This is a genomic window from Pseudorhizobium banfieldiae (assembly GCF_000967425.1).
Classification (GTDB): domain Bacteria; phylum Pseudomonadota; class Alphaproteobacteria; order Rhizobiales; family Rhizobiaceae; genus Neorhizobium; species Neorhizobium banfieldiae.
In genome coordinates this window covers 3447406-3472617 of the sequence record NZ_FO082820.1, presented here as the reverse complement: position 1 = coordinate 3472617, position 25212 = coordinate 3447406, and the positions used below count along the sequence as shown (strand labels likewise).

Genomic DNA, 25212 nt, shown 5'->3' with positions numbered 1-25212 from the left:
GGCGGCTCGGCATGGCCTTGCTCTGGTAATTATCCTTGGTTTCCGCCATATACGGCGGCAAGCGGCAGGGGCTGAACGGGATCGAAGGCGATGGCAGATCAGGTCGAATTTGCAAGAATGAACGGGCTTGGCAACAAGATCCTCGTCGTCGACATGCGCGGCCGGACGGACACGGTCACGCCCCAAGCGGCGATTGCCTTGAATGCCGATCCTGCAACGCAGTTCGACCAGATCATGGCAATCCATGATCCGAAGGCCGAAGGCACGGATGCCTGGATCGACATCCTGAACTCGGATGGCTCCAAGGCGCAGGCCTGCGGCAACGGCACACGCTGCGTCGTGCAGGCGCTCGCCGCCGAAACGGGGCGCAAGGCCTTCACCTTCCAGACAGTTGCTGGCATCCTGAACGCCGCCGAACACGAGGACGGGTCGATTTCCGTCGACATGGGCAAGCCGGTCTTCGCTTGGAACCGGATCCCGCTGTCGGAGGAATTCTTCGACACGAGCCGCATCGAACTGCAGATCGGCCCGATCGACGCGCCAGTCCTGCATTCGCCCTCGGCCATGTCGATGGGCAACCCCCATGCGATCTTCTGGGTCGACAAGGACCCGATGGCGTTCGATCTCGAACGCTTCGGGCCGCTTCTCGAAAACCACCCGATGTTCCCCGAGAAGGCAAACATCACGCTGGCCCAGGTCACCTCGAAGGGCTCTCTGCGCACCCGCACGTGGGAGCGTGGTGCCGGCCTGACGCTCGCCTGCGGTTCGGCTGCCTGTGCGGCCGCCGTCTCCGCCGCCCGCACCGGCCGTACTGGTCGCAGGGTCGAGATCGACGTCGCCTCCAGCTCTATCCGCCAGCCGCTGGTGATCGAGTGGCGCGACGACGATCATGTCATCATGACCGGGCCTGCGGAATGGGAATGGTCGGGCAAGGTCGATCCCGCCACCGGCTGCTTCAACCGCGATCTGGAGCCGGAAAACCACGGGCAGGGGGCTCAGGCGAATTGAGCGGCGTCGAGGTCATCACCTTCGGCTGCCGGCTCAATACTTATGAGTCGGAAGTGATGCGGGCCGAGGCGGAAAAGGCTGGGCTCAACAATGCCGTGCTCGTCAATACCTGCGCCGTGACAGGGGAGGCGGTGCGCCAGGCACGCCAAGCCATCCGCCGCGCTCGGCGCGACAATCCGCACGCCCGCATCATCGTCACCGGCTGTGCGGCGCAAACCGAAAAGCAGACCTTTGCCGACATGGCCGAGGTGGATGCAGTGCTCGGTAACGAGGAGAAGCTGACAGCTACGTCCTACCGCTCTCTTCCGGATTTCGGCGTTTCGGCGGAAGAGAAGCTGCGCGTCAACGACATCATGAGCGTCAAGGTGACCGCGCCGCAGATGGTGAAGCACATCGACGGGCATGTGCGCGCCTTCATCCAGGTGCAGAACGGTTGCGACCACCGCTGCACCTTCTGCATCATACCCTATGGCCGCGGCAATTCCCGTTCGGTGCCTATGGGTGCGGTCGTTGCTCAGGCCCGCAAGCTGGTGCAGAGCGGCTATCGCGAGATCGTGCTGACCGGCGTGGATGCCACCAGCTACGGCGCCGATCTTCCGGGGGAACCGACGCTTGGGCTCCTCGCGAAGACCTTGCTGAAGCAGGTGCCGGACATCCTGCGGCTGCGCCTGTCCTCGATCGACAGCATCGAGGCGGACAGCCACCTGTGGGACCTGATCGCCGATGAACCGCGCTTCATGCCCCACCTACACCTGTCGCTGCAGCATGGCGACGACCTGATCCTGAAGCGGATGAAGCGTCGGCACAGCCGCGCGGATGCACTGGGTTTCGTTGCGCAGGCACGGCGGTTGCGGCCCGAGATCACCTTCGGCGCGGACATGATCGCCGGCTTCCCGACGGAGACCGAGGAGATGTTCGAAGGCGCCGCACGCCTTGCGGAAGAAGCAGACATCTCCTTCCTGCACGTCTTCCCCTACAGCCCGCGTCCTGGCACGCCGGCGGCACGTATGCCGCAGCTCGATCGAGCCTTGGTCAAGGAACGGGCTGCGCGTCTGCGTGCTCGCGGCGATGCGCTGCACCGGGCCCATCTCGACCGCATGGTCGGAAGCGTTCAGACGATCATCGTCGAGATGAACGGCATGGCGCATACGGAAAACTTTTCGCTGGTCGCAGCGCCCGGGCTTGTTCCCCGCGAGATCCGGCGCGTTATCATTACCGGCCACAACGGCAAACATCTGGATATGGAGGTTGCGCCGGCACTGGCGGCGTAACCGGAGCGGATTTCATGGCACTAGGCTTCATCAAAAAGGTCTTCACCTTCGGCAAGGAGAAGCCGATCGAGCAACAGGCGCCGGAAGAGCACCTGACGCCGGCGCAAGCCGCTGCGATCGAAGCGGAAGTTGAGCCGCATTCGCGCGAAGAGGACCTGCCGGTTTCGCCGGTCGACCCGGTGGCGCCGGTTGAGATGGAGACGGCCGGCGGCCCGGCTGCCGATGACGCACGGGATGTCGTGGAGCCAGTCGAACCCGAGCCGGCAGATGAAGAGCCATCGGAGGAAGAACTGCCGCCCCTTCTGCCCGGCGCCGAAGAGAACACGGAAATCGGCATCGTGCCGCTGTCGCTGCTTGAGGCGGAGAGCGAGGCCGGTACGGAAAGCTCGCCGGTGTCCGAACCCGTTCTGCCGAAGGGTTTCACCACCCGGGTCGATGAGGTGCCGGAGCCGGAGGTCGTGGCACCTCGGATGACCTGGTACCAGCGCCTGCGGGCTGGTCTTGCCCGTACCTCCTCCCAGCTTACCGGGCAGATCACCGCTCTATTTACCAAGCGCAAGCTGGATGAGGAAACGCTGGAAGACCTGGAGGACCTGCTGATCCAGTCCGACCTCGGCGTGGAAACCGCCATGCGCATTACCGGTGCCCTGTCGGCCGAACGGTATGGCAAGGATGTCACCGGCGAGGATGTCTCCCGCATCATGGCCGCCGAGATCAGCAAGGTGCTCTCACCGGTCGCCAAGCCGCTGCAACTCGACCTCAACCACAAGCCGCACGTCATTCTCGTCGTCGGCGTCAACGGCACGGGCAAGACCACAACGATTGGCAAGCTCGCGGCGAAGCTCTCGGGATCGGGGCTGAAGGTCATGCTGGCCGCCGGAGATACGTTCCGTGCTGCCGCCATCGAGCAGTTAAAAATCTGGGCGGATCGCACCGGCTCGGAATTCATCGGCACCAGGCTTGGCGCCGATGCCGCCGGCCTTGCCTACGACGCCTTTGAACAGGCGCGGGCGAAGAAGTCAGACGTGCTGATCATCGACACAGCCGGGCGCCTGCAGAACAAGGCGGAGCTGATGGCGGAACTCGAAAAGATCGTCCGCGTGCTCAACAAGCTCGATCCGGACGCACCGCATACGGTCCTGCAGACGCTCGATGCTACCACCGGGCAGAATGCGCTGCAGCAGGTGGAGATCTTCCGCAATGTTGCCGGCGTCAGCGGCCTGATCATGACCAAGCTCGACGGGACGGCGCGGGGCGGTATCCTCGTGGGCATCGCGGCCAAGCATAAGCTGCCGGTCTATTTCATCGGCGTCGGAGAGGGCGTCGATGATCTGGAGCCTTTCGAGGCGGATGATTTCGCCAAGGCCATTGCCGGTCTGACGCATTGATGCCACAGAAACAGCGTTTCCAGCCGCAGAACCCATCAGCAGAAGTTGAATCGATGCAGATCGAAAGCGATACCAAGGCCACACCGGAAGAAAAGCATCATCCGATGCTGAAGTTCGCGCTCGAGATTGGACCGCTCTTGGTCTTCTTCTTCGGCAACATTCGCGGCGAATGGCTGGCGGAAACCTTCCCGGCCTTGGACGTCGTCGGCGGTCCGCTCCTGATTGCGACCGCGCTCTTCATGGTCGCGACGGTCATCTCGCTTATCGTCTCGAAGATCGTCTTCAAGCACCTGCCGGTCATGCCCTTCGTTTCCGGTGTCGTCGTCATGGTCTTCGGCTCGCTGTCCATCTGGCTGCAGGACGAGACCTTCATCAAGATGAAGCCGACGATCGTAAACACGCTCTTCGGCGTCGTCCTGCTCGGGGGGCTGCTGTTCGGCAAGGCACTGCTCGGCTACGTCTTCAACGCTGCCTTCAATCTCGACGAGATGGGCTGGAAGAAGCTGACCCTCCGCTGGGGGATCTTCTTCCTTTTCCTCGCAGTGCTCAACGAAGTCGTCTGGCGCAACTTCTCCGACGACTTCTGGGTCAACTTCAAGGTCTGGGGCACCATGCCGATCACGCTCGCCTTCACCTTCGCGCAGCTGCCGCTGATCATGCGCCACACCATCCCCGACGCCGTCGCGGAAGCCGAGAAGTGAGCGTGGCCGCTACTCCATCGTCGTGGTCACCGTGGTCGCGGCGGTGGTTGCTGGTGGCCGTCACGCTCTTCGTGCTTCAGCTCGTGGTTCTCTACGCCATGGGCCGCATCCCGATTTGCGAGTGCGGCTACGTCAAGCTCTGGGAAGGCGGGGTGAACTCTAGCGGCAATTCCCAGCACCTGTCGGACTGGTACACGCCGTCCCACATCATACACGGCTTCCTGTTCTACGGCCTCGCTTGGCTGCTGTTCCGCCGGGCGCCGCTGACGGCGCGGCTTTCGTTCGCGGTGCTGATCGAGGCGGCATGGGAGGTGCTGGAAAACACGCCGATGGTGATCGACCGCTACCGCACCGCCACCATGGCGCTCGGCTACAGCGGCGACAGCATCCTCAATTCGGCGATGGATACCGTCTTCATGACGATCGGCTTCCTGGCCGCTTCGCGTCTGCCAGTCTGGCTAACGGTTGCGATTGCCATCGGCTTCGAACTCCTGACCGGCTGGATCATTCGCGACAACCTGACTCTCAACGTGCTGATGCTGCTCTGGCCGCTCGATGCGGTGCGCGAGTGGCAGGCGGCGCTGGGCTGACATTTCAGGTTCCGGAGGCGGCTTTCTCGATGGCCGGCAGCAGTTCCTGCGTCAGGCTGCGTTCGTCAAACGGACCGACCTTCTTGTAGAGGATGGTCCCGTCCGTCCCGACAAGATAGCTTTCCGGAATGCCGTAGACACCCCAGTCGATGGCGGCCTTGCCGTTCGGATCGACGCCGATCGCATCATAGGGATTGCCGAGCTCGCCGAGGAAGCGCAGCGCGTTGTCGTTGCGGTCCTTGTAGTTGATGCCGACCACCGTCAGCCGTTCGTCCTTCGCCAATTCCTTCAAGAAAGGATGCTCCTGCCGGCAGGGGACACACCAGGAGGCGAAGACGTTAACGAGTGTCAGCTTGCCGTCGATCGCCGCATCCGTAAGCGCTGGCGTGTTCGAACCTTCGAGAGCCGGCAGGGCCAGTGATGGCGCCTTCTGGCCGATCAGCGCGGAGGGAATGGCGGAAATGTCGCGGCCGTTGACGTCCTGGTCGTAGAGCATCTTGCCCGCGACGAGGGCAAAGCCCGCGAAGACGGCCAGCGGTATGAGCGCCAAGAGATACCGGCCGATGCCGCGCCGGCGGGCGGGTGCTTTGTCGATCTCGCTGGTCATGCGGCGCCATCCTTGACGGGTGCAGAGGAGCGCCGCCGGATGCCGGAGGCTTCCAGTTCCGCAAGCTCCCGCTGTCGGGCACGCCCGTCCAGCCATATCCAACCGAGCATGAGCGCGATGATCAAGCCCGAGACGCCATAAGATACTGCGATGTAGAAATCGTGGCCCATCTCAGCTCTCCCGGCTCGCCATGCGCGCCGCCATGCGTCGTTGCGCCGTGATCCGGCGGCGCCAGATCTCGTTTCGCATCGCCATGAGGTGCAGCGTGAAGAAGAGGAAGGTAAAGGCGAACGCCATCACCAGCAGCGGGATCAGGAATTCCGGATCGATCGTCGGGCCATCCAGCCGCACGACGCTCGCCGGCTGGTGCAGCGTGTTCCACCACTCGACCGAGAACTTGATGACCGGGATATTCACGAAGCCGACGAGAATGAGCACGGCGCTGACCCGTGCGGCCTTCGACGGGTCGTCCATCGCCCGGTTCAGCGCAATCAGGCCGAGATACATCAGGAAAAGCACGAAGACCGAAGTCAGCCGCGCGTCCCAGACCCACCACGTGCCCCACATGGGCTTACCCCAGAGCGATCCGGTCGCGAGCGCGATCAGCGTGAAGGCTGCGCCGAGCGGGGCGGCGGCCTTGTGGCTGACATCGGCAAGCGGATGACGCCAGACCAGCGTGCCGATGGCCGAAAGCGCCATCACCGTGTAGCACATCATCGACAGCCATGCTGCCGGGACGTGCACGTACATGATGCGCACGGTCTCGCCCTGCTGGTAGTCGCCTTCGGTCGTGAAGCTGAGATAGAGGCCGACCGCGAAGAGGCCGGCGGTCAGACAGCCCAGCCAAGGCAGGATCCGCCCCGACAAATTCAGGAAGCGGGTCGGGTTGGCGAGGTCGCTGAACTTTGTGATGGCGAGGCTTTCGGTCATGGGTTCTTTCTAGGCAGAAACGGCGCTTTCGGGCTTGATCCTAGTCAATCGCTCGCGTTGCGCAAAGCAAGCGATGCACCGAGCGGGCCGATAACTGCGAAAAACATCGTGATCGCTAATAATATCAGGAATGGCGGCATAAACGGGGCAGGGTCCTGGACCGCCGCATAGGATGCACTGACGCCGAAGATCAGCACCGGTATGGCGAGCGGCAGAACGAGGATCGATACCAGCAGACCGCCCCTCGGCAGGCTTACCGCGACCGCGGCTCCCACGGCGCCGATAAAGGTGAGGGCAGGCGTGCCGACGAGTAAAGTCACGGCGACCGCGCCGATGGCGACTTCACTCATGTTCATGAACAGGCCGAGAAGCGGCGAGGCGATCACCAGCGGCAGGCTGTTGGCCAGCCAGTGGGCGAGGCACTTGACCAGCACGGTGAGCACCAGCGGGTGCTCCTGCATCAGGATCAGGTCGAGCGAGCCGTCGTCCCGCTCCGTCTGGAAGAGGCGGTCGAGCCCGAGCAGCGCCGCGAGGAGCGCCCCGATCCAGACAATGGCCGGGCCGATGCGGGAGAGCAGGTTGAGGTCGGGGCCAACCCCGAACGGAATGACCGCGACGACGGTCATGAAGAAGAGGACGCCGATCAGGGCGCCGCCGCCGGCACGCACGGACAGCTTCAGGTCGCGGAGCAGCAGGGACATCATGCCGCGAACTCCTCTGCCACACCGGCAAACCCCGTCATCCGCAGTTCCTGCATCCCCTCGATACCGAGCGGCTGGTGGGTTGCGGCGAGAAGAATGCCGCCACGGGCCAGGTGCTGGCGGATGAGATCGGCAAAGGTCGCCTCCGCCCTGGTGTCAAGGGCGGCAGTCGGTTCGTCGAGGATCCAGACCGGGCGGTAGGAGACGAGAAGCTTGGCGAAGGCCATGCGGCGCTGCTGTCCTGCGGAGAGATAGCCGAAGGGAAGATGAGCAATGCCGCCGAGGCCTACCTGTTCGGCGGCCTCGGCGACCGAAACGCCCTCGCCGCCGCCGAAATCCCCGCAGAATTCCTTCCAGAAGGCGAGGTTCTCCTGCACCGACAGCTCCGCCTTCATTGCATTGCGATGGCCGAGATAGTGGCAGGCTTCGCTGGCCCGAATCGCATCGTCTGTCGAGGAGGAGGACCATCTGACCTGACCGAACTCTGGGCGAAGCAGGCCCGCCACTACCCGCAGGAGCGTCGACTTGCCGGAGCCGTTCCTGCCGATGAGGATAAGTCCTTCACCTGCGCCGAGTTCGAAGGAAATGTCCGAAAAAAGCAGGTCTTCCCCGCGCCGGGCCGCAAGCTTTTCGGCTGTCAGCCGCATGGCAGGTCCTTCATTAGGATTCAAATTACCTGAGCAGAATTTTTGTATGCAATGAGCACAAAGCGGTCTGGAACCCTTCTTAGAAATTATCTATAAGCTTCGCAACCACGCCAGCGGCCGGCGTGATTATCATCTTGCGCCGAACCTGAAGACCTCAATCTTCTCGTGCGGACAGCGGAAATGGTCGCACCCGCATCCTGATGTGCATAAGTGCATAGGCGTCCGCACGCGCGTGTTGGCTCTCATATCAGCGGGGTTATTGTCCGTGGCTAAATCTCTCGACAGCTTCAATTGTCGCTCCGTCCTTACCGTGGGCGGCAAGGACTATGTCTACTACAGCCTGCCCAAGGCGGAAGCGAACGGTCTACCCGGCGTTTCGAAGCTCCCCTTCTCGATGAAGGTGCTGCTCGAAAACCTGCTGCGCCACGAGGACGGACGGTCCGTTACCAAGGAGCATATCCTTGCCGTCGCCGAATGGCTCAACAACAAGGGTACGGTGGAAAGCGAAATTGCCTATCGTCCCGCTCGCGTACTAATGCAGGACTTCACCGGTGTGCCGGCCGTGGTTGACCTCGCTGCGATGCGCGACGCCATGGTTTCGCTCGGCGGCGACCCGGAAAAGATCAACCCGCTGGTCCCGGTCGACCTCGTGATCGACCACTCCGTCATCGTCGACGAGTTCGGCACGCCGACCGCCTTCGCCCGCAACGTCGAACTTGAGTACGAGCGCAATGGCGAACGCTACCGCTTCCTGAAATGGGGGCAGCAGGCGTTCGAGAACTTCCGCGTGGTCCCTCCAGGCACCGGTATCTGTCACCAGGTCAACCTCGAGTATCTCGGCCAGACCGTCTGGACGAAGGATGAGGACGGCGAGACGATTGCCTATCCGGACACTTGCGTCGGCACCGACAGCCACACCACCATGATCAACGGCCTTGGCGTTCTCGGCTGGGGTGTTGGCGGCATCGAGGCGGAGGCGGCAATGCTTGGCCAGCCGGTCTCCATGCTCCTGCCGGAAGTCATCGGCTTCAAGCTCACCGGCAAGCTGAAGGAAGGCGTCACGGCGACCGACCTCGTGCTGACCGTGGTACAGATGCTGCGCAAGAAGGGCGTCGTCTCGAAGTTCGTCGAGTTCTTCGGACCGGGCATGGACAACATGCCGCTCGCCGACCGTGCGACCATCGGCAACATGGGCCCGGAATATGGCGCCACCTGCGGCTTCTTCCCGGTCGACGGCGAAACCATCAACTACCTTACCATGTCCGGCCGTACCCGCGAGCGGATCGCGCTGGTGGAAGCTTATTCCAAGGCTCAGGGCATGTGGCGCGAAGGCGATGGCTCCGAGCTCGTCTTCACCGATACGCTTGAACTGGACCTCGGCGACGTCGTGCCGTCCATGGCCGGCCCGAAGCGTCCGGAAGGCCGCATCGCGCTCGAGAACATCGCCTCCGGCTTCGCCTCTGCCCTTGAGGCAGACTACAAGAAGCCGGGCCAGCTCGACACGCGCTATGCGGTTGAGGGCGCGGACTTCGATCTCGGCCATGGCGACGTCGCGATTGCTGCGATCACGTCCTGCACCAACACGTCCAACCCCAGCGTGCTCATTGCCGCAGGCCTGCTGGCCCGTAATGCCGTTGCCAAGGGCCTGAAGACCAAGCCGTGGGTGAAGACTTCGCTGGCGCCTGGATCGCAGGTGGTCGGAGAATACCTTGCAAAGTCCGGTCTGCAGACGGATCTGGACAAGCTCGGCTTCAACCTCGTCGGCTTCGGTTGCACGACCTGCATAGGCAATTCCGGTCCGCTGCCGGCGCCGATCTCCAAGACGATCAACGACAAGGGCCTGATCGTATCGGGCGTTCTTTCCGGCAACCGCAACTTCGAAGGCCGCATCTCGCCGGATGTCCAGGCGAACTACCTGGCCTCGCCGCCGCTCGTCGTCGCCTATGCTTTGGCCGGCACGGTGCAAAAGGACCTGACGAAGGAGCCGATCGGTGAAGACCAGAACGGCAACCCTGTCTACCTGAAGGACATCTGGCCGACCTCGCACGAGATCCAGGAGTTCATCCTGAAGTACGTCACGCGCGAACTCTACGAGTCGAAGTATGCGGACGTGTTCAAGGGCGACGAGAACTGGCAGGCCGTTCAGGTGCCGCCGGGGCAGACTTACGCTTGGGACGACGACTCCACCTATGTCCAGAACCCGCCCTACTTCGTCGGCATGGGCAAGACGGGCACCGGCCTCAAGGACATCAAGGGCGCCCGTATCCTCGGTCTCCTTGGCGACAAGATCACCACCGACCACATCTCGCCGGCCGGTTCGATCAAGGCGGCCTCGCCGGCAGGTTCCTATCTCATGGAGCATGGCGTTGGCGTTGCCGACTTCAACCAGTACGGCACGCGCCGCGGCAACCATGAGGTGATGATGCGTGGCACCTTCGCCAACATCCGCCTTCGCAACCACATGCTCGGCCCGAACGGCAAGGAAGGTGGCTACACAATCCACTATCCGTCGAAGGAAGAGATGTCGATCTACGACGCGGCCATGAAGTACAAGGAAGAAGGTGTCCCGCTCGTCATCTTCGCCGGCGTCGAATACGGCAACGGTTCGTCCCGTGACTGGGCCGCGAAGGGTACCAATCTTCTCGGGGTCAAGGCTGTGATTGCGCAGTCGTTCGAGCGTATCCACCGCTCGAACCTGGTCGGTATGGGCGTCGTTCCGTTCGTCCTTGAGGAAGGCACCAGCTGGGCCAGCCTCAACCTCAAGGGCGACGAAACGGTGACGATCGAGGGGCTGGAAGGTCCGATCAAGCCGCGCGAATGGAAGACGGCGAGGATTACCTACGGCGACGGCTCGGTGAAGGAAGTGAACATTCTCTGCCGCATCGATACTCTCGACGAGGTCACCTACATGAACAATGGCGGCATCCTGCAGACCGTTCTCCGCGATCTGGCTGCCTGACAACCAACTTGCACCCGCCGGACCTGTCCGGCGGGTGTTTCGGCGGCCTGGGGCCGTATTCGCCGGAGCATATCCTTGAGCCCAGCCATCCTTGCAGGCATGGCGCTGACGGTCTTCCTGACATCGCTGCTTTCCGGCGTGTTCGGCATGGCCGGCGGACTGATCCTTCTCTGGGTCCTGCTTTTCCTGATGCCAGTCGCCACTGCGATCGCCGTGCACGGCGTCATCCAGATGGTCGCCAACGGCTCCCGCGCCTGGTTTTCGCGGCATTATATCGATTACCGGATCCTGGCGATCCTGTGTCTCGGCCTCCTGATCGCGGCGGCTCTACTGACGGTGGTGAACTACACGCCAAACCTTGTCGTGGTATCCATTGTTCTCGGGTTGATGCCGGTTCTCGTGTGGCTGCCGGTCCAGCGCCTGCAACTGGATGCCTCCCGCCCGTCTCACGCCCTCGCCTGCGGCTTCGTCGCCGGAGCTCTTGCCATGGGGGTCGGTGTCTCCGGGCCGACGATCGACATCTTTTTCATCCGCACCATGATGGATCGCCGCAAGGTCATTGCCACCAAGGCGGCGATGCAGCTCGTTTCGCATGCGACGAAGGTGGTCTTCTACTGGCAGGCTGCCGCCGCACTGCCTGCATCAGACTGGCTCGCGATCCTTCTGGCCGCACCGATCGCCATCTTGGGGACGCGGACCGGCAACATCGTCCTGCAGCGGATGACAGACCTGTCCTTCCGAAGCTGGACCCGCTGGATCGTTACCGGTGTCGGAGGGGTCTACCTGCTGCAGGGGCTCCACCAGTTGATGTGACTGTTGCGCGGGTGCAGACTCGGAAGCTCCTCACCCCATCGTGACTTCCTCTTGAGCCGTCCGCCCGTTTACTTTGGCCCGAGTTCTTCCGTTAGCCTCTTGATCCCCGCGGTCAGCCGTGGCTAACAAATGTCAGTTCAAGAGGTTTGCATTCATGCTGCCCATCGTCCGCAGAGCGATATTCCTTGCCGGCGTTCTGGCTGCCGCCGCAGCCTCGGCAGAAGAGGGCAAGACGCCGAAAGGTGTGGTCGAGCTGTTCACGTCGCAGGGATGCTCCTCCTGCCCGCCGGCAGATGCCGTGTTGAAGAAACTGGTACATCAAGGCGATGTCGTCGCCCTCTCCTACCACGTCGATTACTGGAACTACCTTGGCTGGACCGACACGCTCAGCTCCAAGGCCAATACCGAACGGCAATATGGGTATGCCGAATCGCTTGGCCGAACCGGCGTCTACACGCCTCAGGCGGTGATCAATGGCCGGGATCACGTGAAGGGGACGGAACTCAGCACGATCAACGCCACAGTGGACAGGCTAAAGGCCGAGGGCCAGGGTCTGACGGTGCCGGTTGTCGCCCGCATGCGGGGCAAGGAGATCGAGATCGAGATCGGCGAGGGCCAGGGCGAGGCCGAAGTAGTCGTCGCGTATTTCACCAAGCGGCAGGATGTCGAGGTCTCGAAGGGCGAGAATGCCGGCAAGACCATGGAATACTGGCACAGCGTCTACGATGTGCAGTCGGTCGGGATGTGGCAGGGAAAGCCGCTCAAGCTGTCACTGCCGGGCAAGTTCATGGGCAAGTGGAAGAAGGATGGGTGCGCAATCCTGCTGCAACGCTCAGGCTCCGGCGGGGAGCCAGCTTCCATCCTCGGGGCGACGATCCTGATGGCAGGGCGCAAGCGCTACTAGAAGCGATGCTTGGGAGGCGATCCGACCCGGAGACATTGGGGGGCTGGGGGTAAGGGTCAATGCAACCGGGCCGGATCTATTGGGGCTGAAAAGCCAACCAACGCTCGGACTTTTGTCCGCGAATCCGGCAGTGTTTTGTTCGAAATGCGGCAAGATTAAAAACCCGCTGCTGTTCGTCAAAAGATGCGTAGCCGATTGCTTTTTGCCCCCGCTGAGGCAAACTGTCATGCGACTGACATCATTCATGGAGTCGTGATGACGGATCAGCCGGATTTGCGGAGCCTCCGCAGCCAAGAAGACGACGTCGTCGTCAGCCTGACCGAATACCGCCAGAGCCGAGACCCCGTCCCCGTCACCTTCCACCGGCGAGAGTTGGATGCCATCCTGCGGATCTACGGACGCATGGTCGGCGAGGGCGAGTGGAAGGACTATGCCATCGACCATTTGAAGGACCGCGCGATCTTCTCGATCTTCAAGCGTTCCGGCGAGATGCCGCTCTACCGGATCGAGAAGAACCCCAAGCTGGCGGCCAAGCAGGGCCAGTACTCTGTCATGAACGCGCACGGGATGATCCTCAAGCGGGGCCACGAGCTGCCGCAGGTGCTGCGGGTCTTCGACAAGGTGCTGAAACTGATCGACTAGCCTGGGTAGAGCGTGCCGGGATAGGCAAGGGCGTCCGGATCCGTCGTGGCGCCATCTCCGAGCGATCTTTGCATGAGTACCGTGTCGAGCCACCGGCCATGCTTGAAGCCGGTTGCCTCCAGCCTGCCGGTGGTCCTGAAGCCGAGGGTTTCGTGGACGGCAATGGATGCGGGGCTCGCGCCGCCGATCACCGCCACCATCTGCCGGAAACCCATGCTCGTGCAGCGCGTCAGCAGTTCGGATAGCAGTGCCTTGCCGATCCCGCGGCCGCGGGCTTCGGGGGCAAGGTAGATGGAGTCCTCGACGAGCCAGCGATAGGCAGGTCGGGTCCGGAAGGCGGATGCATAGGCATAGCCGAGGAGATTACCCTCCGGATCTTCGGCGGCAATATAAGGGTAGCCCTTGCCGCAGATTGCGGCGAAGCGGGCTTCCATTTCAACAGTGTCGGGTGGGTCGAGCTCGTAGCTCGCTGTCCCGTTCAGGACGCAGTCTTCATATATGGCCGTGATTGCCGGGAGATCGGAAGGTGAAGCGTCGCGCAGTGTGAAGGTCATGGGGTGATGCCGAGGAGGAACCTGAGCGAACCTATTGCCGCAGCGCACGCCGGGCAACAAAAAAAGGCGGCCCGGAGGCCGCCTTTTCGTCTGCCGTTTCCGATGCTGTTACTCGTTGCGATTGCCGAGGAACTGCAGGAGGAACATGAACAGGTTGATGAAGTCGAGGTAGAGGGTGAGGGCACCCATGATAGCCTTGCGGCCAGCCACCACGGCTTCGTCGCCGTCCCAGTACATTTCCTTGATCTTCTGCGTGTCGTAGGCCGTCAGGCCGGCGAAGACGAGAACGCCGATCACGGAAATGGCGAAGCCCATTGCCGAAGACTGCAGGAAGATGTTGACGATCGAGGCGATGATCAGGCCGAACAGGCCCATGATCAGGAAGGTGCCGAAGCCTGACAGGTCCTTCTTGGTCGTATAGCCGTAGAGCGATAGCGCACCGAAGGAGGCTGCGGTCACGAAGAACGTCTGGACGATGCTCTCACCGGTAAAGACCAGGAAGATCGAGGACAGCGAGAGACCCATCATTGCCGCATAGATCCAGAAGGTCGTCTGGGCTGCAGCGACGCTCATCGAATTGATGCGGAAGCTCAGGAAGAATACCATGCCGAGCGGAGCCAGCATGATCACCCACTTCAGCGGGCTGGCGTAGAGCATCTGCCCGAAGCCGGTCAGCTGGCCATCGGCAACCGCCATCTGCCATGTCAAGAAAGCCGCAACGCCGGTGATCGCCAGGCCCAGCGCCATCAGGTTGTAGACCTTGAGCATGTAGGCGCGAAGACCTTCGTCGATCATCGCCCCCGCTTGCGCGTGGCCCTGCGCCATACGGTTCTGGTAGTTTTTGGAGTCAGCCATAGTTTCCTCATTCAAGCTCCGTGTTTAGTCACGGTGTCGGGACCAACAATCCCAGGCGCCGCTGCGGAGCTCAGCATGCCTGCTCCGAATATGATGGCAGATCGCCTGTTCTACAAGTGGTTAGGCGGCGAAATACGCCGAATCGACCGCACCGAAGGCGTCGAAATGCCTCCGCTGACGCGGATGTGATCAGGCCATGCTACGGAAGCCGGCGACTAAAGTTCCCGCAACACCGGACCCGCCTTCTGCCCCAGGACTCTCCAGGTCCCGATCAGGCCGATCCCCACCGTGAGGACGAGGGCCCCGAGGAGCGTCACCAGGGCCACATCCGGAAGAAAGATCGACGGCAAGTTCATGATGCGGCTGACAACGAGCCAGGAAGCCGTGCCGCCGGCGACGAGTGCGAAAACAGCCGTCGCCGCTCCGAGGATCATGTACTCGTAGCTGAAGGCCCGGATCAGCAGGGCACGGGTTCCGCCGAGCGTCTTCAGGATGACAGCGTCATGGGTGCGGGCGCGGTTCCCCGCGGCAAGGGCGCCTGCGAGAACCAGGACAGACGCGACGAGGGCGACGGCAGCTGCGGCCCGGATGGCTGTCGCCAACTGGCCGACGAGCTGGTCGACAATGTCGATTGCGTCCTTCACCCGGACACTGGTGATCGTCGGATAAGCGCCCGTCACATCCCGCAGGATGGCGGCCTCTTCGGTGGCCGTGGCATCGGGGTCCGTGAGCGTCGCCAGCCACGCATGCGGTGCGCCACGGAAGGTGTTGGGGGAGAAGACCATCACGAAGTTGATCGATAGCGATTCCCATTCCACCTGGCGGAAGTTGGCGATGCGCGCGGTAATGTTGCGGCCAAGGACGTTGACGGTGACGGTATCGCCGATCGCAAGGCCAAGTTCCCCGGCTTCCTCCGCCGAGAAGGAGACCAGCGGTTCTCCGTCATGGTCCCTTGGCCACCAGGTGCCTTCGGTCAGCGTGGAATTGGTGGGAAGGGTCTCTTCATAGGTGATCCCGCGATCGCCCCTGAGGACCCATCTGCCTCCAGGCGGAACGTTCATCTGGGCGACGTCCTGGTCGTTGAAGGCGATGATGCGGCCGCGCAGCATCGGCACCTGGTTGATCTTTCCCTCCGGCGCGTGCTTGTGGAGGATGTCGAGGAATCCCTCGCGTTCGGCGCTCTGGATGTCGACGAAGAAGAAGTTCGGCGCCTGCTCGGCCATTCTGCCGGTCAACTGCCGGCGCAGATTGCCGTCGATCAAAGCGAGGGTGACGAGCAGCGCAAGCCCGAGGCCGAGGGACAGCACGACGGATGACGTGAGCGCGCCCGGGCGGTGAATATTGCCGATCGCCAGTCGAAGAGCCGGTGAGTTGACGCGCGGACTGCGGCGGGCAAGGGCTGAAATCAGCAGTGCGACGAGCCGAAGCAGGATGAATGCGCCAGCTACAGCGGCAAGGAAGACACTGGCGATGAAGCGCTCCTCGGCGGTCGCAATCGCCAGGGAAGCGAGAGCCGCCAGCGCGGCTGCTGCGGCGAGCACGTATGGCCAGGATGGAAACCTTGCCTGGTCGAAGCTCTGTTCACGGAAGAGTGCGGTCGCGGGCACCTCGCGGGCGTGCCCCAGGGGAAGCACCGAGAAGGCGAAGGTGATGAGGAGCCCGAAGAGAGCCGCCATCGCGAGCGCACCGGGATAGAAGACGACCTCCTCCGGGACGGGGAGCACGCCTTCCAGGAACCGCATCGCAATGAACGGTGCAACGGCACCAATCACAAGGCCGATCGCAATGCCGATTGCAGCCAGCATCAGGATCTGGATGAGGTAAACGGCTGCGATGATGGCTGCGGGCGCGCCGAGGCATTTGAATGTGGCGATTGTGGTCCGCTTCGCGTCGAGAAAGGCGCGCACGGCGTTGGCGACACCGACACCGCCAACGATCAGTGCAGTCAGCCCGACGAGCGTCAGAAACTGCGAGAAACGCTCGACATTCTCCGTGAGCGAAGGTGCCGCGCGATCGGCAGTACGGATGGACCATCCGGCATTGGGGAATTCCGCAGCGGCGCGTGCGGGAAGGGTGCTGCGCACGGCTGGTTGGTCAAGGCGGATCTTGTAGGCGTGTTCGACCAGGCTGCCGGTCTGGACGAGGCCGGATGCCATCAATGCCTCGCGGCTTATCAGCAGGCGCGGTGCGAAGCCGAAACCGTCGGAAATGGCATCAGGCTCGCTGGCAACCGTCGCAGCGAGGCGCAAGCGGGCATTGCCGAGCAGAAGTTCGTCTCCCACGCGAATTCCGAGCCGGTCGAGCAGGAGCGGCGCGGCCACTGCACCGAATACCTCGCCATCCTGCTGCAGCAGTTCAGCGAGCGGAAGGTTGGGCTCGGCCTCGAACTCGCCGTAGAGGGGATAAGCGCCGTCGACGGCCTTCACTTCCACCAACCCCTGATCGGAGCCGTCGGGGACACGCGCCATGGAGCGCAGGCCGGTTGAAACCGAAAGTTCGCCAAGGCTTTGCAGGAAGGCAAGTTCCTCGGGTGCCGCCTCGCGATTGTCGAGTTCGAAGCGGATATCGCCGGCGAGGATGTCCTGTCCCTGCGTTGCTATGGCCCCAGTGATGGCTCGCGAGACCGAGTTGACTGCGGCGATTGCGCCGGTGCCGAGGGCGATGCAGGCAAGGAAGATATAGAAGCCCGAAAGCCCTCCGCGCATTTCGCGAAGAGCCAGCCTCCATGCGGTCCCCAGCCTTTGACCAAACCGGGTCATGCGCGCACCGCTTCCGGTGCTGCGTTGACTGCCGTATCCCCGACGATTTCGCCGGAGCGGACACGGATCTGCCGGGTGCAGCGGGCGGCAAGGGCATTGTCGTGGGTGACGAGCAGCATTGTCATGCCGCGCTCGGCCTGCTTGGCGAAGAGGAGGTCGGCGATCTGGCGTCCCGTTTCGGTATCGAGGTTTCCGGTCGGCTCATCGGCGATCAGGACCAGGGGTGATGGCGCGAGAGCCCGCGCGATGGCCACGCGCTGCTGCTCGCCGCCTGACAACTGCCCCGGATAATGGCTGAGGCGCTCTCCGAGCCCGACCGCGGCCAGTTCCCGCTGGGCGATGTCGAACGGGTTGCGGACATTGGCGAGTTCCAGGGGCACAGCGACGTTTTCCAGCGCGGTCATGTTGGCGATCAGATGGAAGGACTGGAAGACGATGCCGATATTGCGGCCGCGGAAATCGGCGAGCGCATCTTCCGAGAGGGCGTGCAGGGGCTCCCCGGCAATGTGTATCTCGCCCTTGTCGAGGCGCTCAAGACCAGCCAACACCATCAGCAAGGTCGACTTGCCCGATCCTGAAGGACCGACGATGCCGACGGCTTCGCCCCGGCGAACCTGCAGATCGATCTGCTTCAATACATGGACGGATGCCGCGGCGCTTCCGAGTGTAAGATCCGCCTGGTTCAACTCGATGATGGTTTCAGTCAAAACAAAGCTTCCTATATTGACTTTCAGCAAAACCGAAGCCGCGCCACGGCAGCGCGAATTTAGGAACCGGGCCTTGAGATTTAAAGCAATCCTCTTTCACTTCCTCGTCATGTCATTCATGGCTGTCTGGCCGGTGGCTGCGCAGCAGCCCATACAGCTGGTCGGTTTCGGCGACAGCCTGATGGCGGGCTACCAGCTTGCGCCGAGCGAGTCCTATACGGCGCAACTCGAGACCGCCCTGCAAGCCAAAGGGCATGATGTCGTCGTTACCAATGCCGGCGTTTCCGGAGACACGACATCGGGTGGCCTTTCTCGCGTCGACTGGTCCGTACCGGATGGCACCGATGGCGTCATCCTGGAGCTTGGCGCCAACGACGCGCTGCGGGGGATTTCCCCGGACGAGACCGAAAAGAATCTGGACGCCATCATATCCCGCCTGAAGGAGCGGAACATTCCGGTGCTGCTCGCCGGAATGATGGCGCCGCCGAACATGGGCAGCGCGTATTCTGAGCGCTACAACGAGATCTACCCGCGCCTGGCGGAAAAACACGATGTGCCGCTCTATCCCTTCTTCCTCGACGGTGTCGTCGCGGTTGCGGGGACGCAGTTGGAGGACGGCATGCATCCGAATGCGAAAGGCGTCGGGATCATGGTGGAGCGCTCCTTGCCTGCCGTTGAAGCCTTTCTGGGGGACATCCGCACGGCGGGGAAATAACAACTTGCAAGGAACCGGCACCCGTGATTCGCTGTTAACAGACGCAAGAGATTCGAGGAGGTTCGCAATGCCGAGACTTTTCACCGCCCTCGAAGTCCCGCGCAACATCGCCATGAGCCTGTCGCTCCTTCGCGGCGGCTTGCCTGGCGCACGCTGGATCGACGTCGAAAACTATCACGTCACCCTGCGCTTCATCGGCGACGTGGATGGACGCACGGCCGACGAGATCGTCGACCGGCTGGACCGCATCGACCGGCCCGAATTCCAGATCAGCCTGAACGGCATCGGCTCCTTCGGTTCGAAGAAGCCCCATTCCATCTGGGCCGGCGTTTCGCCCTCCCAGGAAATGGCGGCGCTCCAGTCGGAGATCGAGCGGATCTGCCAGCGTATCGGTCTCCCACCGGATCCGCGCAAGTTCATGCCGCACGTGACGCTGGCACGACTGAAGGCCTGCAGGCTCGACGACGTCGTCACCTATCTCTCCGGGCGGGGCGACTTCCATACGCTGCCGTTCAAGGTGTCCAGGTTCGTTCTGATGTCGTCCAAGGACTCGATCGGCGGCGGACCTTACGTGACCGAAGAGGCTTTCGACCTCCGCGACTTCGGAAGCGGCACGAACCGGTCCTCGGTGGAGCCGATCAAGAGCTTTGTCTGAGCCGGGAGCGTCTGTCCGATGTCTCTGGACAAGCTTTCTTCCGAAGTCATCGAACGGGAACTCAGTGGACTTCCCGGCTGGACGCTACGTGAAGACGGCGCCGCTATCTCGCGAAGCTTCCGGTTCCGGAACTTCAGCCAGGCGTTCGGCTTCATGGCAGAATGTGCACTGGTTGCGGAGCGGATGAACCATCATCCGGAATGGTTCAACGTCTATTCCCGGGTCGACGTGACTCTGACTACCCACGATGCCGGCGGGGTAACGGAAAAGGACGTCAAGCTTGCGCGAGCGATGAACCGGGCTGCAGGCCGCGGCGATTGACGTCCATCGGACCACGCCCCACATGAGGGAGCAGGTTTCGCACGGGTTAGAGTTTATGGACGACGTGAAGATTGGTGAAATTCTCCTGCCGGGTGACGAGGAAACGCAGGATCGGCGCGAGAAGCAGGTGCGGGCAAAGTTCTGGCCGAAGCTGAAGCGTGTAGCAGCAAGCATCCCGTTCAGCCGCGATCTGGTTGCCGCCTATTACTGCGCCATGGATCCGAGGACGCCGACCCGCGTTCGGGGGATACTGTTCGCGGCGCTGGCCTATTTCATCCTTCCCCTGGACTTCCTGCCGGACGTCTTTGCCGTGGTAGGGTTCACGGACGACATGGCTGTAATCGCCGCTGCACTTAGGATGATCCAGGGCCATATTGCCGACCGTCACTATGATGCCGCTGACAAGGCTCTGGCGCAGGACCCGGACGCCAGCACAAATCCAGCCTAGCTTCAACGAGGCTGAGCAAGCTGACTAAGCGCCCGCCCAGCCAAATTCTTGCCCAATTCTCCCGGTCAGTGGCGAATGGCGCGGTCGTCGTAAAGCTCCCGTTCATCCACGAACAGGTAGTCTGCACTTCATCGGACGCTGTTGACGGTTTGGTAACCGCAATTAAGTCAAATTAAACCGAATCGTGATGATGCCTGACCAGGCTTGCCTTATCGGCCCCCAGTAGAGAAGCGGCAGGAGACCATGTCTGTTAAAACCGTAGCAACTGCAGTGACCTTGATGCTGGCCGCCGCCGGCATCGCATCTGCCCAATCCCCCACCCGCATCCAGCAGTTCAAGGCATGGGGCGCTTATTCATACAAGGCCTCCGGCGGCACGGTCTGCTACGTACTCTCCGTGCCGACGGCCAAGGAACCCGCCAATGTCGATCATGGCGACATCTTCTTCATCGTCTCGCAGCGCCCGGGCCAGAACATCTCCTACGAGCCGCAGGCGATGATGGGCTATCCGCTGCAGTCGAATTCCAAGGTCAACGTCACCATCGACGGCAAGACCTTCGTGATGTTCACCAAGGACAAGGCAGCTTGGGTCGAGAATGCGGCAGAGGAGCCCGCCCTGGTCGCGGCCATGAAGGGTGGTTCGAACATGACCGTCAAGGCGACCTCCGGCCGTGGCACCAGCACGTCCTATTCCTATTCGCTCTCCGGCATCTCGGCGGCGCTGAAGCAGATCGAATCCTGCAAGTAAATCGGGTGCCACGACAGTATTCCAGTAAAGGCCGGTTGCAGGACCGGCCTTTACTGCGTCTTGAAGAATGGTGACGCGGCCACGATTTGATGCTATGTGCCGCCGCAAATATACCCGTAGGCCACAGATGCCGCGCGGCAATCTCAAGCACAACATGCCCGATGACAACTCCGCCGCGGCGGGCGCATGCGTTTGAACAGGACCCGTCAATGTCAGTCTCCGAAGCCGTTCTCGACCCCGCGGTGAAAGCGCCGCTTGTCGTTCGCCCCGAACTTGCGGGCACGAAGCCCTCGCTCATCGGGCTCACGCGCGAGCAGATGGCGGACGCCCTCAAGGAGAAGGGTGTTCCGGAGAAGCAGGTGCGCATGCGCGTCAGCCAACTCTGGCACTGGCTCTATATCCGCGGCGTTTCAGACTTCGACGCGATGACCAATGTCGCGAAAGACATGCGGCAGATGCTGAAGGAGCACTTCACCATCGCTCGTCCGGAGGTCGTCGAGGAGCAGGTCTCCAATGACGGCACGCGCAAATGGCTGCTGCGCTTTCCGCCGCGTGGTGCCGGTCGCCCTGTCGAGGTGGAGACTGTCTACATCCCGGAGGAAGGCCGCGGCACGCTCTGCATCTCCAGCCAGGTGGGCTGTTCTCTCACCTGTTCCTTCTGCCATACCGGCACGCAGCGCCTGGTGCGCAACCTGACGGCGGAAGAGATCCTGGCACAGCTGCTGCTGGCGCGTGATCGTCTCGGCGATTTTCCGGATCGCGATGTGCCGCAGGGGGCGATGATCCCGTCGAGCGATCGCAAGATCACCAATATCGTGATGATGGGGATGGGGGAGCCACTCTATAATTTCGAGGCGGTGAAGACGGCTCTGCTGATCGCCTCGGATGGTGACGGGCTGTCGCTCTCCAAGCGACGCATCACCCTCTCGACCTCCGGCGTGGTTCCGGAAATCTACCGCACCGGCGAGGAGATCGGCGTCATGCTGGCGATCTCCCTGCATGCGGTGCGCGACGAGCTGCGCGACATGCTGGTGCCGATCAACAAGAAGTATCCGCTGAAGGAACTGATCGAAGCCTGCCGCGCCTATCCTGGCCTGTCGAATGCCCGCCGCATTACCTTCGAATATGTGATGCTGAAGGACGTCAACGACAGCCTGGAGGACGCCAAGGAACTGGTGAAGCTGCTCAAGGGCGTTCCGGCAAAGATCAACCTGATCCCGTTCAACCCCTGGCCAGGCACCAACTACCAGTGCTCCGACTGGGCGACGATCGAGAAGTTCGCCGACTTCATCAACCAGGCGGGCTATGCTTCGCCGATCCGCACGCCGCGCGGGCGCGACATCCTTGCTGCCTGCGGACAGTTGAAGTCGGAATCGGAGCGCATGCGCAAGACCGAGCGCCTCGCTTTCGAGGCCATGATGATCGCCGGTCACGGCGAGGATGACTGATCCGCAGCTCTCGTTATCACCATCCGGTTGATTTCGGTTCTTTGGCTCCATAAGAGACGTGACGGAAAGAAGCGATCTCTGGAGGAGAACATGCGCAATCTCATTCTCGCCCTCGCCGCCGCGACGGCTCTCGCCATGCCTGCCAAGGCTCAGGATGTTACTGTTGCGGTGACCGCAATCGTCGAGCATCCCGCCCTTGATGCCGCCCGTGACGGCATCAAGGAGGCACTCTCCGAGGCCGGCTACAAGGAAGGCGAGAACCTGACCTTCCTCTACGAGTCGGCCCAAGGTAACCCCGGCACGGCGGCGCAGATCGCCCGCCAGTTCGTCGGCGAGGAGCCAACCGTCATCGTGCCGATCTCGACGCCTTCCGCGCAGGCCGTGGTTTCGGCAACCCGCGACATCGCCATCGTCTTCACGGCTGTCTCCGACCCGCTCGGCGCGCAACTGGTCAAGGACATGGACAAGCCCGGCGGCAATGTGACCGGCATCTCCGACATGTCGCCCGTGGCTGACCATATCGCCCTGATCAAGGAGATCACCCCGGATGCGAAGTCGGTGGGCTTCGTGTACAACACCGCGGAAGCCAACTCCGTCTCGACCCTTGCGGCTCTCAAGGAAGAAGCTGCCAAGGCAGGCCTCGAGGTGATCGAGTCCGTCGCGACGAAGTCTGCCGAGGTGCAGGGCGCAACCCGCGCGCTCGTGGGGCGGGCGGATGTCCTCTACATCCCGACCGATAACACTATTGTTTCCGCATTCGAGGCAGCCGTCGGCGTGGCCGAGGAAGCAAAGCTGCCGCTCTTTGCCGGTGACACGGACTCCGTTGCGCGTGGTGCACTTGCTGCGCTCGGCTTCAACTACTTCGATGTCGGCAAGCAGACGGGCGAAGTCGTGGTCCGCGTCCTGAAGGGCGAGGCTCCAGGCGACATTCCGGTGAAGGTTGCCGCCGGTACGGACCTCGTGATCAACAAGAAGGCCGCCGAGAAGATGGGCGTCACCTTCTCCGACGCCGTTCTGTCGCGCGCAACCCGCATCGTCGAGTAAGCTACGGCATATCGGGGGGGGTCGACCACCGAGCGTCGACACCCCCGACAACATCAGTCCGCCGCCGTGCGGCGGATAAAGCAGGAGAGCACCAGGGTGCTGAGTCAGATCGCCTTTTGGGGCGCAGTGGAACTGGGGCTGGTCTTTGCCTTCGTTGCCATTGGCGTGTTTCTTACCTTCCGGGTGCTCGATTTCCCCGACCTGACGGTGGACGGCTCGTTTCCGCTCGGCGCAGCGGTGGCCGCCGTGCTGATCACGACAGGCTTCAATCCGTGGCTTGCGGCAGCGATTGCCATGGTTGCAGGCGCCTTGGCGGGCCTCGTAACGGCCTTCCTCAACGTGCGCTTCCGCATTCTCAATCTGCTTGCCTCCATCCTGACGATGATCGCGCTCTTCTCGGTCAACCTGCGGGTGATGGGCAAGCCGAATGTCGCCCTCATCAATGCCGACACCATGCTCAGCCCCTTCTTCGGCATCGGCCTGCGGGAAGTCTACGTGCGGCCGCTGTTCGTCGGCGTGCTGGTGGTGATCGCGGTGATCCTCGTCTGGCGCTTCCTTGAAAGCGATGCGGGGCTTGCCATGCGGGCGACCGGCGCCAATGCTCGCATGGCGCGCGCACAGGGCGTCGATACGCGCAGGCAAGTCTATCTCGGATTGGCGCTGTCGAATGCGCTCGTGGCGCTCGGCGGCGCTCTGTTTGCCCAGACCAATGGATTTGCCGACGTCACGTCCGGCGTCGGCACGATCGTCGTTGGTCTGGCGGCGGTGATCATCGGCGAAACGCTGTTCGGCGCCCGGGGCATCCTGTTTGCGCTCATCGGCTGCATCGTCGGCTCGATCCTCTATCGCATCGCGATCCAGCTTGCGTTGTCGACGGATGCGCTGGGGCTGAAGGCCTCCGACCTCAATTTGGTGACTGCCGTCCTGGTGGCCGTGGCGCTCATCCTGCCGCACCTGCGTCGCGGAGGAGCCAGATCGTGATTGATCTCAAGAACATCCATGTCACCTTCGGCAAGGGAACCCCTCTTCAGAAGGAAGCGCTGAAAGGTGTGAGCCTGACGATCGAGCAGGGCTCCTTCGTCACGGTCATCGGCTCGAACGGTGCAGGCAAGTCGACGCTGCTCGGCGTGCTGGCGGGCGACGTGCTGCCGAACGAGGGCAAGGTCACGGTCGGCATGACCGACGTGACGCGGAAGCCGACGGCTGCACGGGCCGGTCTCGTTGCCCGGGTCTTCCAGGATCCGCTGACCGGCAGCTGCGGCGCCTTGTCGATCGAGGAGAATCTTGCTCTCGCCGCACGGCGAGGCGAACGGCGGGGACTGAAGGCTGCGCTTGGACCAAACCGGCGCGCCCATTTCCGCGAGCGCGTCGCCGAACTTAATCTCGGCCTGGAAAACAGGATGAAGGACCGGATGGACCTTCTGTCGGGCGGGCAGCGGCAGGCCGTCTCGCTGGTCATGGCGACCCTGGCCGGATCGGAAGTCCTGCTTCTCGACGAACATACCGCAGCGCTCGATCCGGGCATGGCGGAATTCATCATGAAACTCACCCAGCGGGTCGTGTCCGAGCGCAAGCTGACGACGCTGATGGTGACCCATTCCATGCGCCAGGCGCTGGACTTCGGTCACCGCACGATCATGCTGCACGGCGGAGAGATCGTCCTCGACGTCAGCGGCGACAGCCGCAAGGACCTGCAGGTCGAGGATTTGATCGCCATGTTCCGCAAAATGCGCGGCGAGACGCTGGACGACGACGCGCTGCTGATCGGCTAGATCTCCAACAGCGAAGAGTGCCCACA

At 62.5% G+C, this 25212-nt stretch carries 27 protein-coding genes; 18 read left to right on the top strand and 9 right to left on the bottom strand.

From position 1 onward, the window contains the following. The first annotated feature begins 90 nt into the window (after nucleotides 1-90). The 5 genes from dapF to NT26_RS16890 are packed head-to-tail and all read left to right on the top strand — an operon-like array spanning nucleotide 91 to nucleotide 4958. Nucleotides 91-1008, top strand: coding sequence for a diaminopimelate epimerase (dapF, locus tag NT26_RS16910; protein ID WP_052640451.1), 918 nt, complete (start codon nucleotides 91-93; stop codon nucleotides 1006-1008). Further along, nucleotides 1005-2279: a tRNA (N(6)-L-threonylcarbamoyladenosine(37)-C(2))-methylthiotransferase MtaB gene (mtaB, locus tag NT26_RS16905; protein WP_052640449.1), complete on the top strand. Its 1275-nt coding sequence runs from the start codon at nucleotides 1005-1007 to the stop codon at nucleotides 2277-2279. Before dapF ends, mtaB begins: the two co-directional genes overlap by 4 nt. Nucleotides 2280-2293: 14 nt before the next feature. Continuing rightward, nucleotides 2294-3667: a signal recognition particle-docking protein FtsY gene (ftsY, locus tag NT26_RS16900; RefSeq protein ID WP_052640447.1), complete on the top strand. Its 1374-nt coding sequence runs from the start codon at nucleotides 2294-2296 to the stop codon at nucleotides 3665-3667. A 53-nt stretch (nucleotides 3668-3720) separates the two neighbouring features. After that, on the top strand, nucleotides 3721-4368 hold the full coding sequence (locus tag NT26_RS16895) for a septation protein A (RefSeq protein WP_052640445.1): 648 nt from the start codon (nucleotides 3721-3723) through the stop codon (nucleotides 4366-4368). Between the two features lie 2 nt (nucleotides 4369-4370). Next, the gene (locus NT26_RS16890) at nucleotides 4371-4958 is read left to right on the top strand and encodes a DUF2585 domain-containing protein (protein ID WP_425287718.1); all 588 of its coding nucleotides are present in this window, start codon (nucleotides 4371-4373) and stop codon (nucleotides 4956-4958) included. Between the two features lie 4 nt (nucleotides 4959-4962). Here NT26_RS16890 and NT26_RS16885 read toward each other — a convergent pair whose 3' ends face one another. The 5 genes from NT26_RS16885 to ccmA are packed head-to-tail and all read right to left on the bottom strand — an operon-like array spanning nucleotide 4963 to nucleotide 7843. Continuing rightward, nucleotides 4963-5565: a DsbE family thiol:disulfide interchange protein gene (locus NT26_RS16885; RefSeq protein ID WP_052640442.1), complete on the bottom strand. Its 603-nt coding sequence runs from the start codon at nucleotides 5563-5565 to the stop codon at nucleotides 4963-4965. Beyond that, entirely contained in the window at nucleotides 5562-5735 is a 174-nt protein-coding gene (gene ccmD / locus NT26_RS16880; protein WP_052640439.1) for a heme exporter protein CcmD, read from the bottom strand. Before ccmD ends, NT26_RS16885 begins: the two co-directional genes overlap by 4 nt. Before the next feature lies 1 nt (nucleotide 5736). Further along, the gene (locus NT26_RS16875) at nucleotides 5737-6495 is read right to left on the bottom strand and encodes a heme ABC transporter permease (RefSeq protein WP_052640438.1); all 759 of its coding nucleotides are present in this window, start codon (nucleotides 6493-6495) and stop codon (nucleotides 5737-5739) included. 44 nt (nucleotides 6496-6539) lie between these two features. Then, a complete protein-coding gene (gene ccmB / locus NT26_RS16870) occupies nucleotides 6540-7199 on the bottom strand; it encodes a heme exporter protein CcmB (RefSeq protein ID WP_052640436.1) in 660 nt (219 codons plus the stop codon). Further along, on the bottom strand, nucleotides 7196-7843 hold the full coding sequence (ccmA, locus tag NT26_RS16865) for a heme ABC exporter ATP-binding protein CcmA (protein ID WP_052640433.1): 648 nt from the start codon (nucleotides 7841-7843) through the stop codon (nucleotides 7196-7198). Before ccmA ends, ccmB begins: the two co-directional genes overlap by 4 nt. Nucleotides 7844-8108: 265 nt before the next feature. Between ccmA and acnA the strand changes: the two genes are divergently transcribed. From acnA to NT26_RS16845, 4 genes are all read left to right on the top strand, one after another. After that, nucleotides 8109-10802: an aconitate hydratase AcnA gene (gene acnA, locus NT26_RS16860; RefSeq protein WP_052642304.1), complete on the top strand. Its 2694-nt coding sequence runs from the start codon at nucleotides 8109-8111 to the stop codon at nucleotides 10800-10802. 75 nt (nucleotides 10803-10877) lie between these two features. Further along, nucleotides 10878-11615, top strand: coding sequence for a TSUP family transporter (locus tag NT26_RS16855; RefSeq protein WP_052640432.1), 738 nt, complete (start codon nucleotides 10878-10880; stop codon nucleotides 11613-11615). Nucleotides 11616-11769: 154 nt separating this feature from the next. Beyond that, nucleotides 11770-12519, top strand: a complete 750-nt coding sequence (locus NT26_RS16850) for a DUF1223 domain-containing protein (RefSeq protein ID WP_052640430.1) — start codon at nucleotides 11770-11772, stop codon at nucleotides 12517-12519. Between the two features lie 255 nt (nucleotides 12520-12774). Then, nucleotides 12775-13161 carry a DUF2794 domain-containing protein gene (locus tag NT26_RS16845; protein ID WP_052640428.1) on the top strand — a complete coding sequence of 129 codons (387 nt, stop codon included), beginning with the start codon at nucleotides 12775-12777 and terminating at the stop codon, nucleotides 13159-13161. Here the strand turns inward: NT26_RS16845 and NT26_RS16840 are convergent. The 4 genes from NT26_RS16840 to NT26_RS16825 all read right to left on the bottom strand — a co-directional run bounded on the left by NT26_RS16840 (nucleotide 13158) and on the right by NT26_RS16825 (nucleotide 18036). Beyond that, nucleotides 13158-13715 carry a GNAT family N-acetyltransferase gene (locus NT26_RS16840; protein ID WP_052640426.1) on the bottom strand — a complete coding sequence of 186 codons (558 nt, stop codon included), beginning with the start codon at nucleotides 13713-13715 and terminating at the stop codon, nucleotides 13158-13160. The two genes, NT26_RS16845 and NT26_RS16840, sit on opposite strands and share 4 nt — an antisense overlap. A 108-nt stretch (nucleotides 13716-13823) precedes the next feature. Continuing rightward, entirely contained in the window at nucleotides 13824-14570 is a 747-nt protein-coding gene (locus NT26_RS16835; protein WP_052640424.1) for a Bax inhibitor-1/YccA family protein, read from the bottom strand. A 215-nt stretch (nucleotides 14571-14785) separates the two neighbouring features. Then, nucleotides 14786-17329 (bottom strand): ABC transporter permease, encoded by a 2544-nt coding sequence (locus NT26_RS16830; protein WP_052640422.1) that lies wholly within the window; start codon nucleotides 17327-17329, stop codon nucleotides 14786-14788. Next, nucleotides 17326-18036 carry an ABC transporter ATP-binding protein gene (locus tag NT26_RS16825; RefSeq protein ID WP_052640420.1) on the bottom strand — a complete coding sequence of 237 codons (711 nt, stop codon included), beginning with the start codon at nucleotides 18034-18036 and terminating at the stop codon, nucleotides 17326-17328. The genes NT26_RS16830 and NT26_RS16825 overlap by 4 nt, the downstream gene beginning before the upstream one ends. A 73-nt stretch (nucleotides 18037-18109) precedes the next feature. Between NT26_RS16825 and NT26_RS16820 the strand changes: the two genes are divergently transcribed. The 9 genes from NT26_RS16820 to NT26_RS16780 all read left to right on the top strand — a co-directional run bounded on the left by NT26_RS16820 (nucleotide 18110) and on the right by NT26_RS16780 (nucleotide 25186). After that, nucleotides 18110-18751, top strand: coding sequence for an arylesterase (locus NT26_RS16820; protein WP_052640418.1), 642 nt, complete (start codon nucleotides 18110-18112; stop codon nucleotides 18749-18751). 67 nt (nucleotides 18752-18818) lie between these two features. Then, complete coding sequence (gene thpR, locus NT26_RS16815) at nucleotides 18819-19406, top strand: RNA 2',3'-cyclic phosphodiesterase (protein ID WP_052640417.1); 588 nt, start codon at nucleotides 18819-18821, stop codon at nucleotides 19404-19406. Nucleotides 19407-19424: 18 nt separating this feature from the next. Next, on the top strand, nucleotides 19425-19727 hold the full coding sequence (locus NT26_RS16810) for a 4a-hydroxytetrahydrobiopterin dehydratase (RefSeq protein WP_052640415.1): 303 nt from the start codon (nucleotides 19425-19427) through the stop codon (nucleotides 19725-19727). Between the two features lie 55 nt (nucleotides 19728-19782). Next, on the top strand, nucleotides 19783-20175 hold the full coding sequence (locus tag NT26_RS16805) for a YkvA family protein (protein WP_052640412.1): 393 nt from the start codon (nucleotides 19783-19785) through the stop codon (nucleotides 20173-20175). A gap of 243 nt (nucleotides 20176-20418) precedes the next feature. After that, nucleotides 20419-20922 carry an invasion associated locus B family protein gene (locus NT26_RS16800; protein ID WP_052640410.1) on the top strand — a complete coding sequence of 168 codons (504 nt, stop codon included), beginning with the start codon at nucleotides 20419-20421 and terminating at the stop codon, nucleotides 20920-20922. Between the two features lie 209 nt (nucleotides 20923-21131). Further along, nucleotides 21132-22370: a dual-specificity RNA methyltransferase RlmN gene (rlmN, locus tag NT26_RS16795; protein WP_052640409.1), complete on the top strand. Its 1239-nt coding sequence runs from the start codon at nucleotides 21132-21134 to the stop codon at nucleotides 22368-22370. Nucleotides 22371-22460: 90 nt separating this feature from the next. After that, nucleotides 22461-23414, top strand: a complete 954-nt coding sequence (locus tag NT26_RS16790; RefSeq protein WP_052640407.1) for an ABC transporter substrate-binding protein — start codon at nucleotides 22461-22463, stop codon at nucleotides 23412-23414. A 99-nt stretch (nucleotides 23415-23513) separates the two neighbouring features. After that, entirely contained in the window at nucleotides 23514-24395 is an 882-nt protein-coding gene (locus NT26_RS16785) for an ABC transporter permease (protein ID WP_052642302.1), read from the top strand. Further along, nucleotides 24392-25186: an ABC transporter ATP-binding protein gene (locus tag NT26_RS16780; RefSeq protein ID WP_052640405.1), complete on the top strand. Its 795-nt coding sequence runs from the start codon at nucleotides 24392-24394 to the stop codon at nucleotides 25184-25186. The genes NT26_RS16785 and NT26_RS16780 overlap by 4 nt, the downstream gene beginning before the upstream one ends. Nucleotides 25187-25212 lie beyond the last annotated feature (26 nt).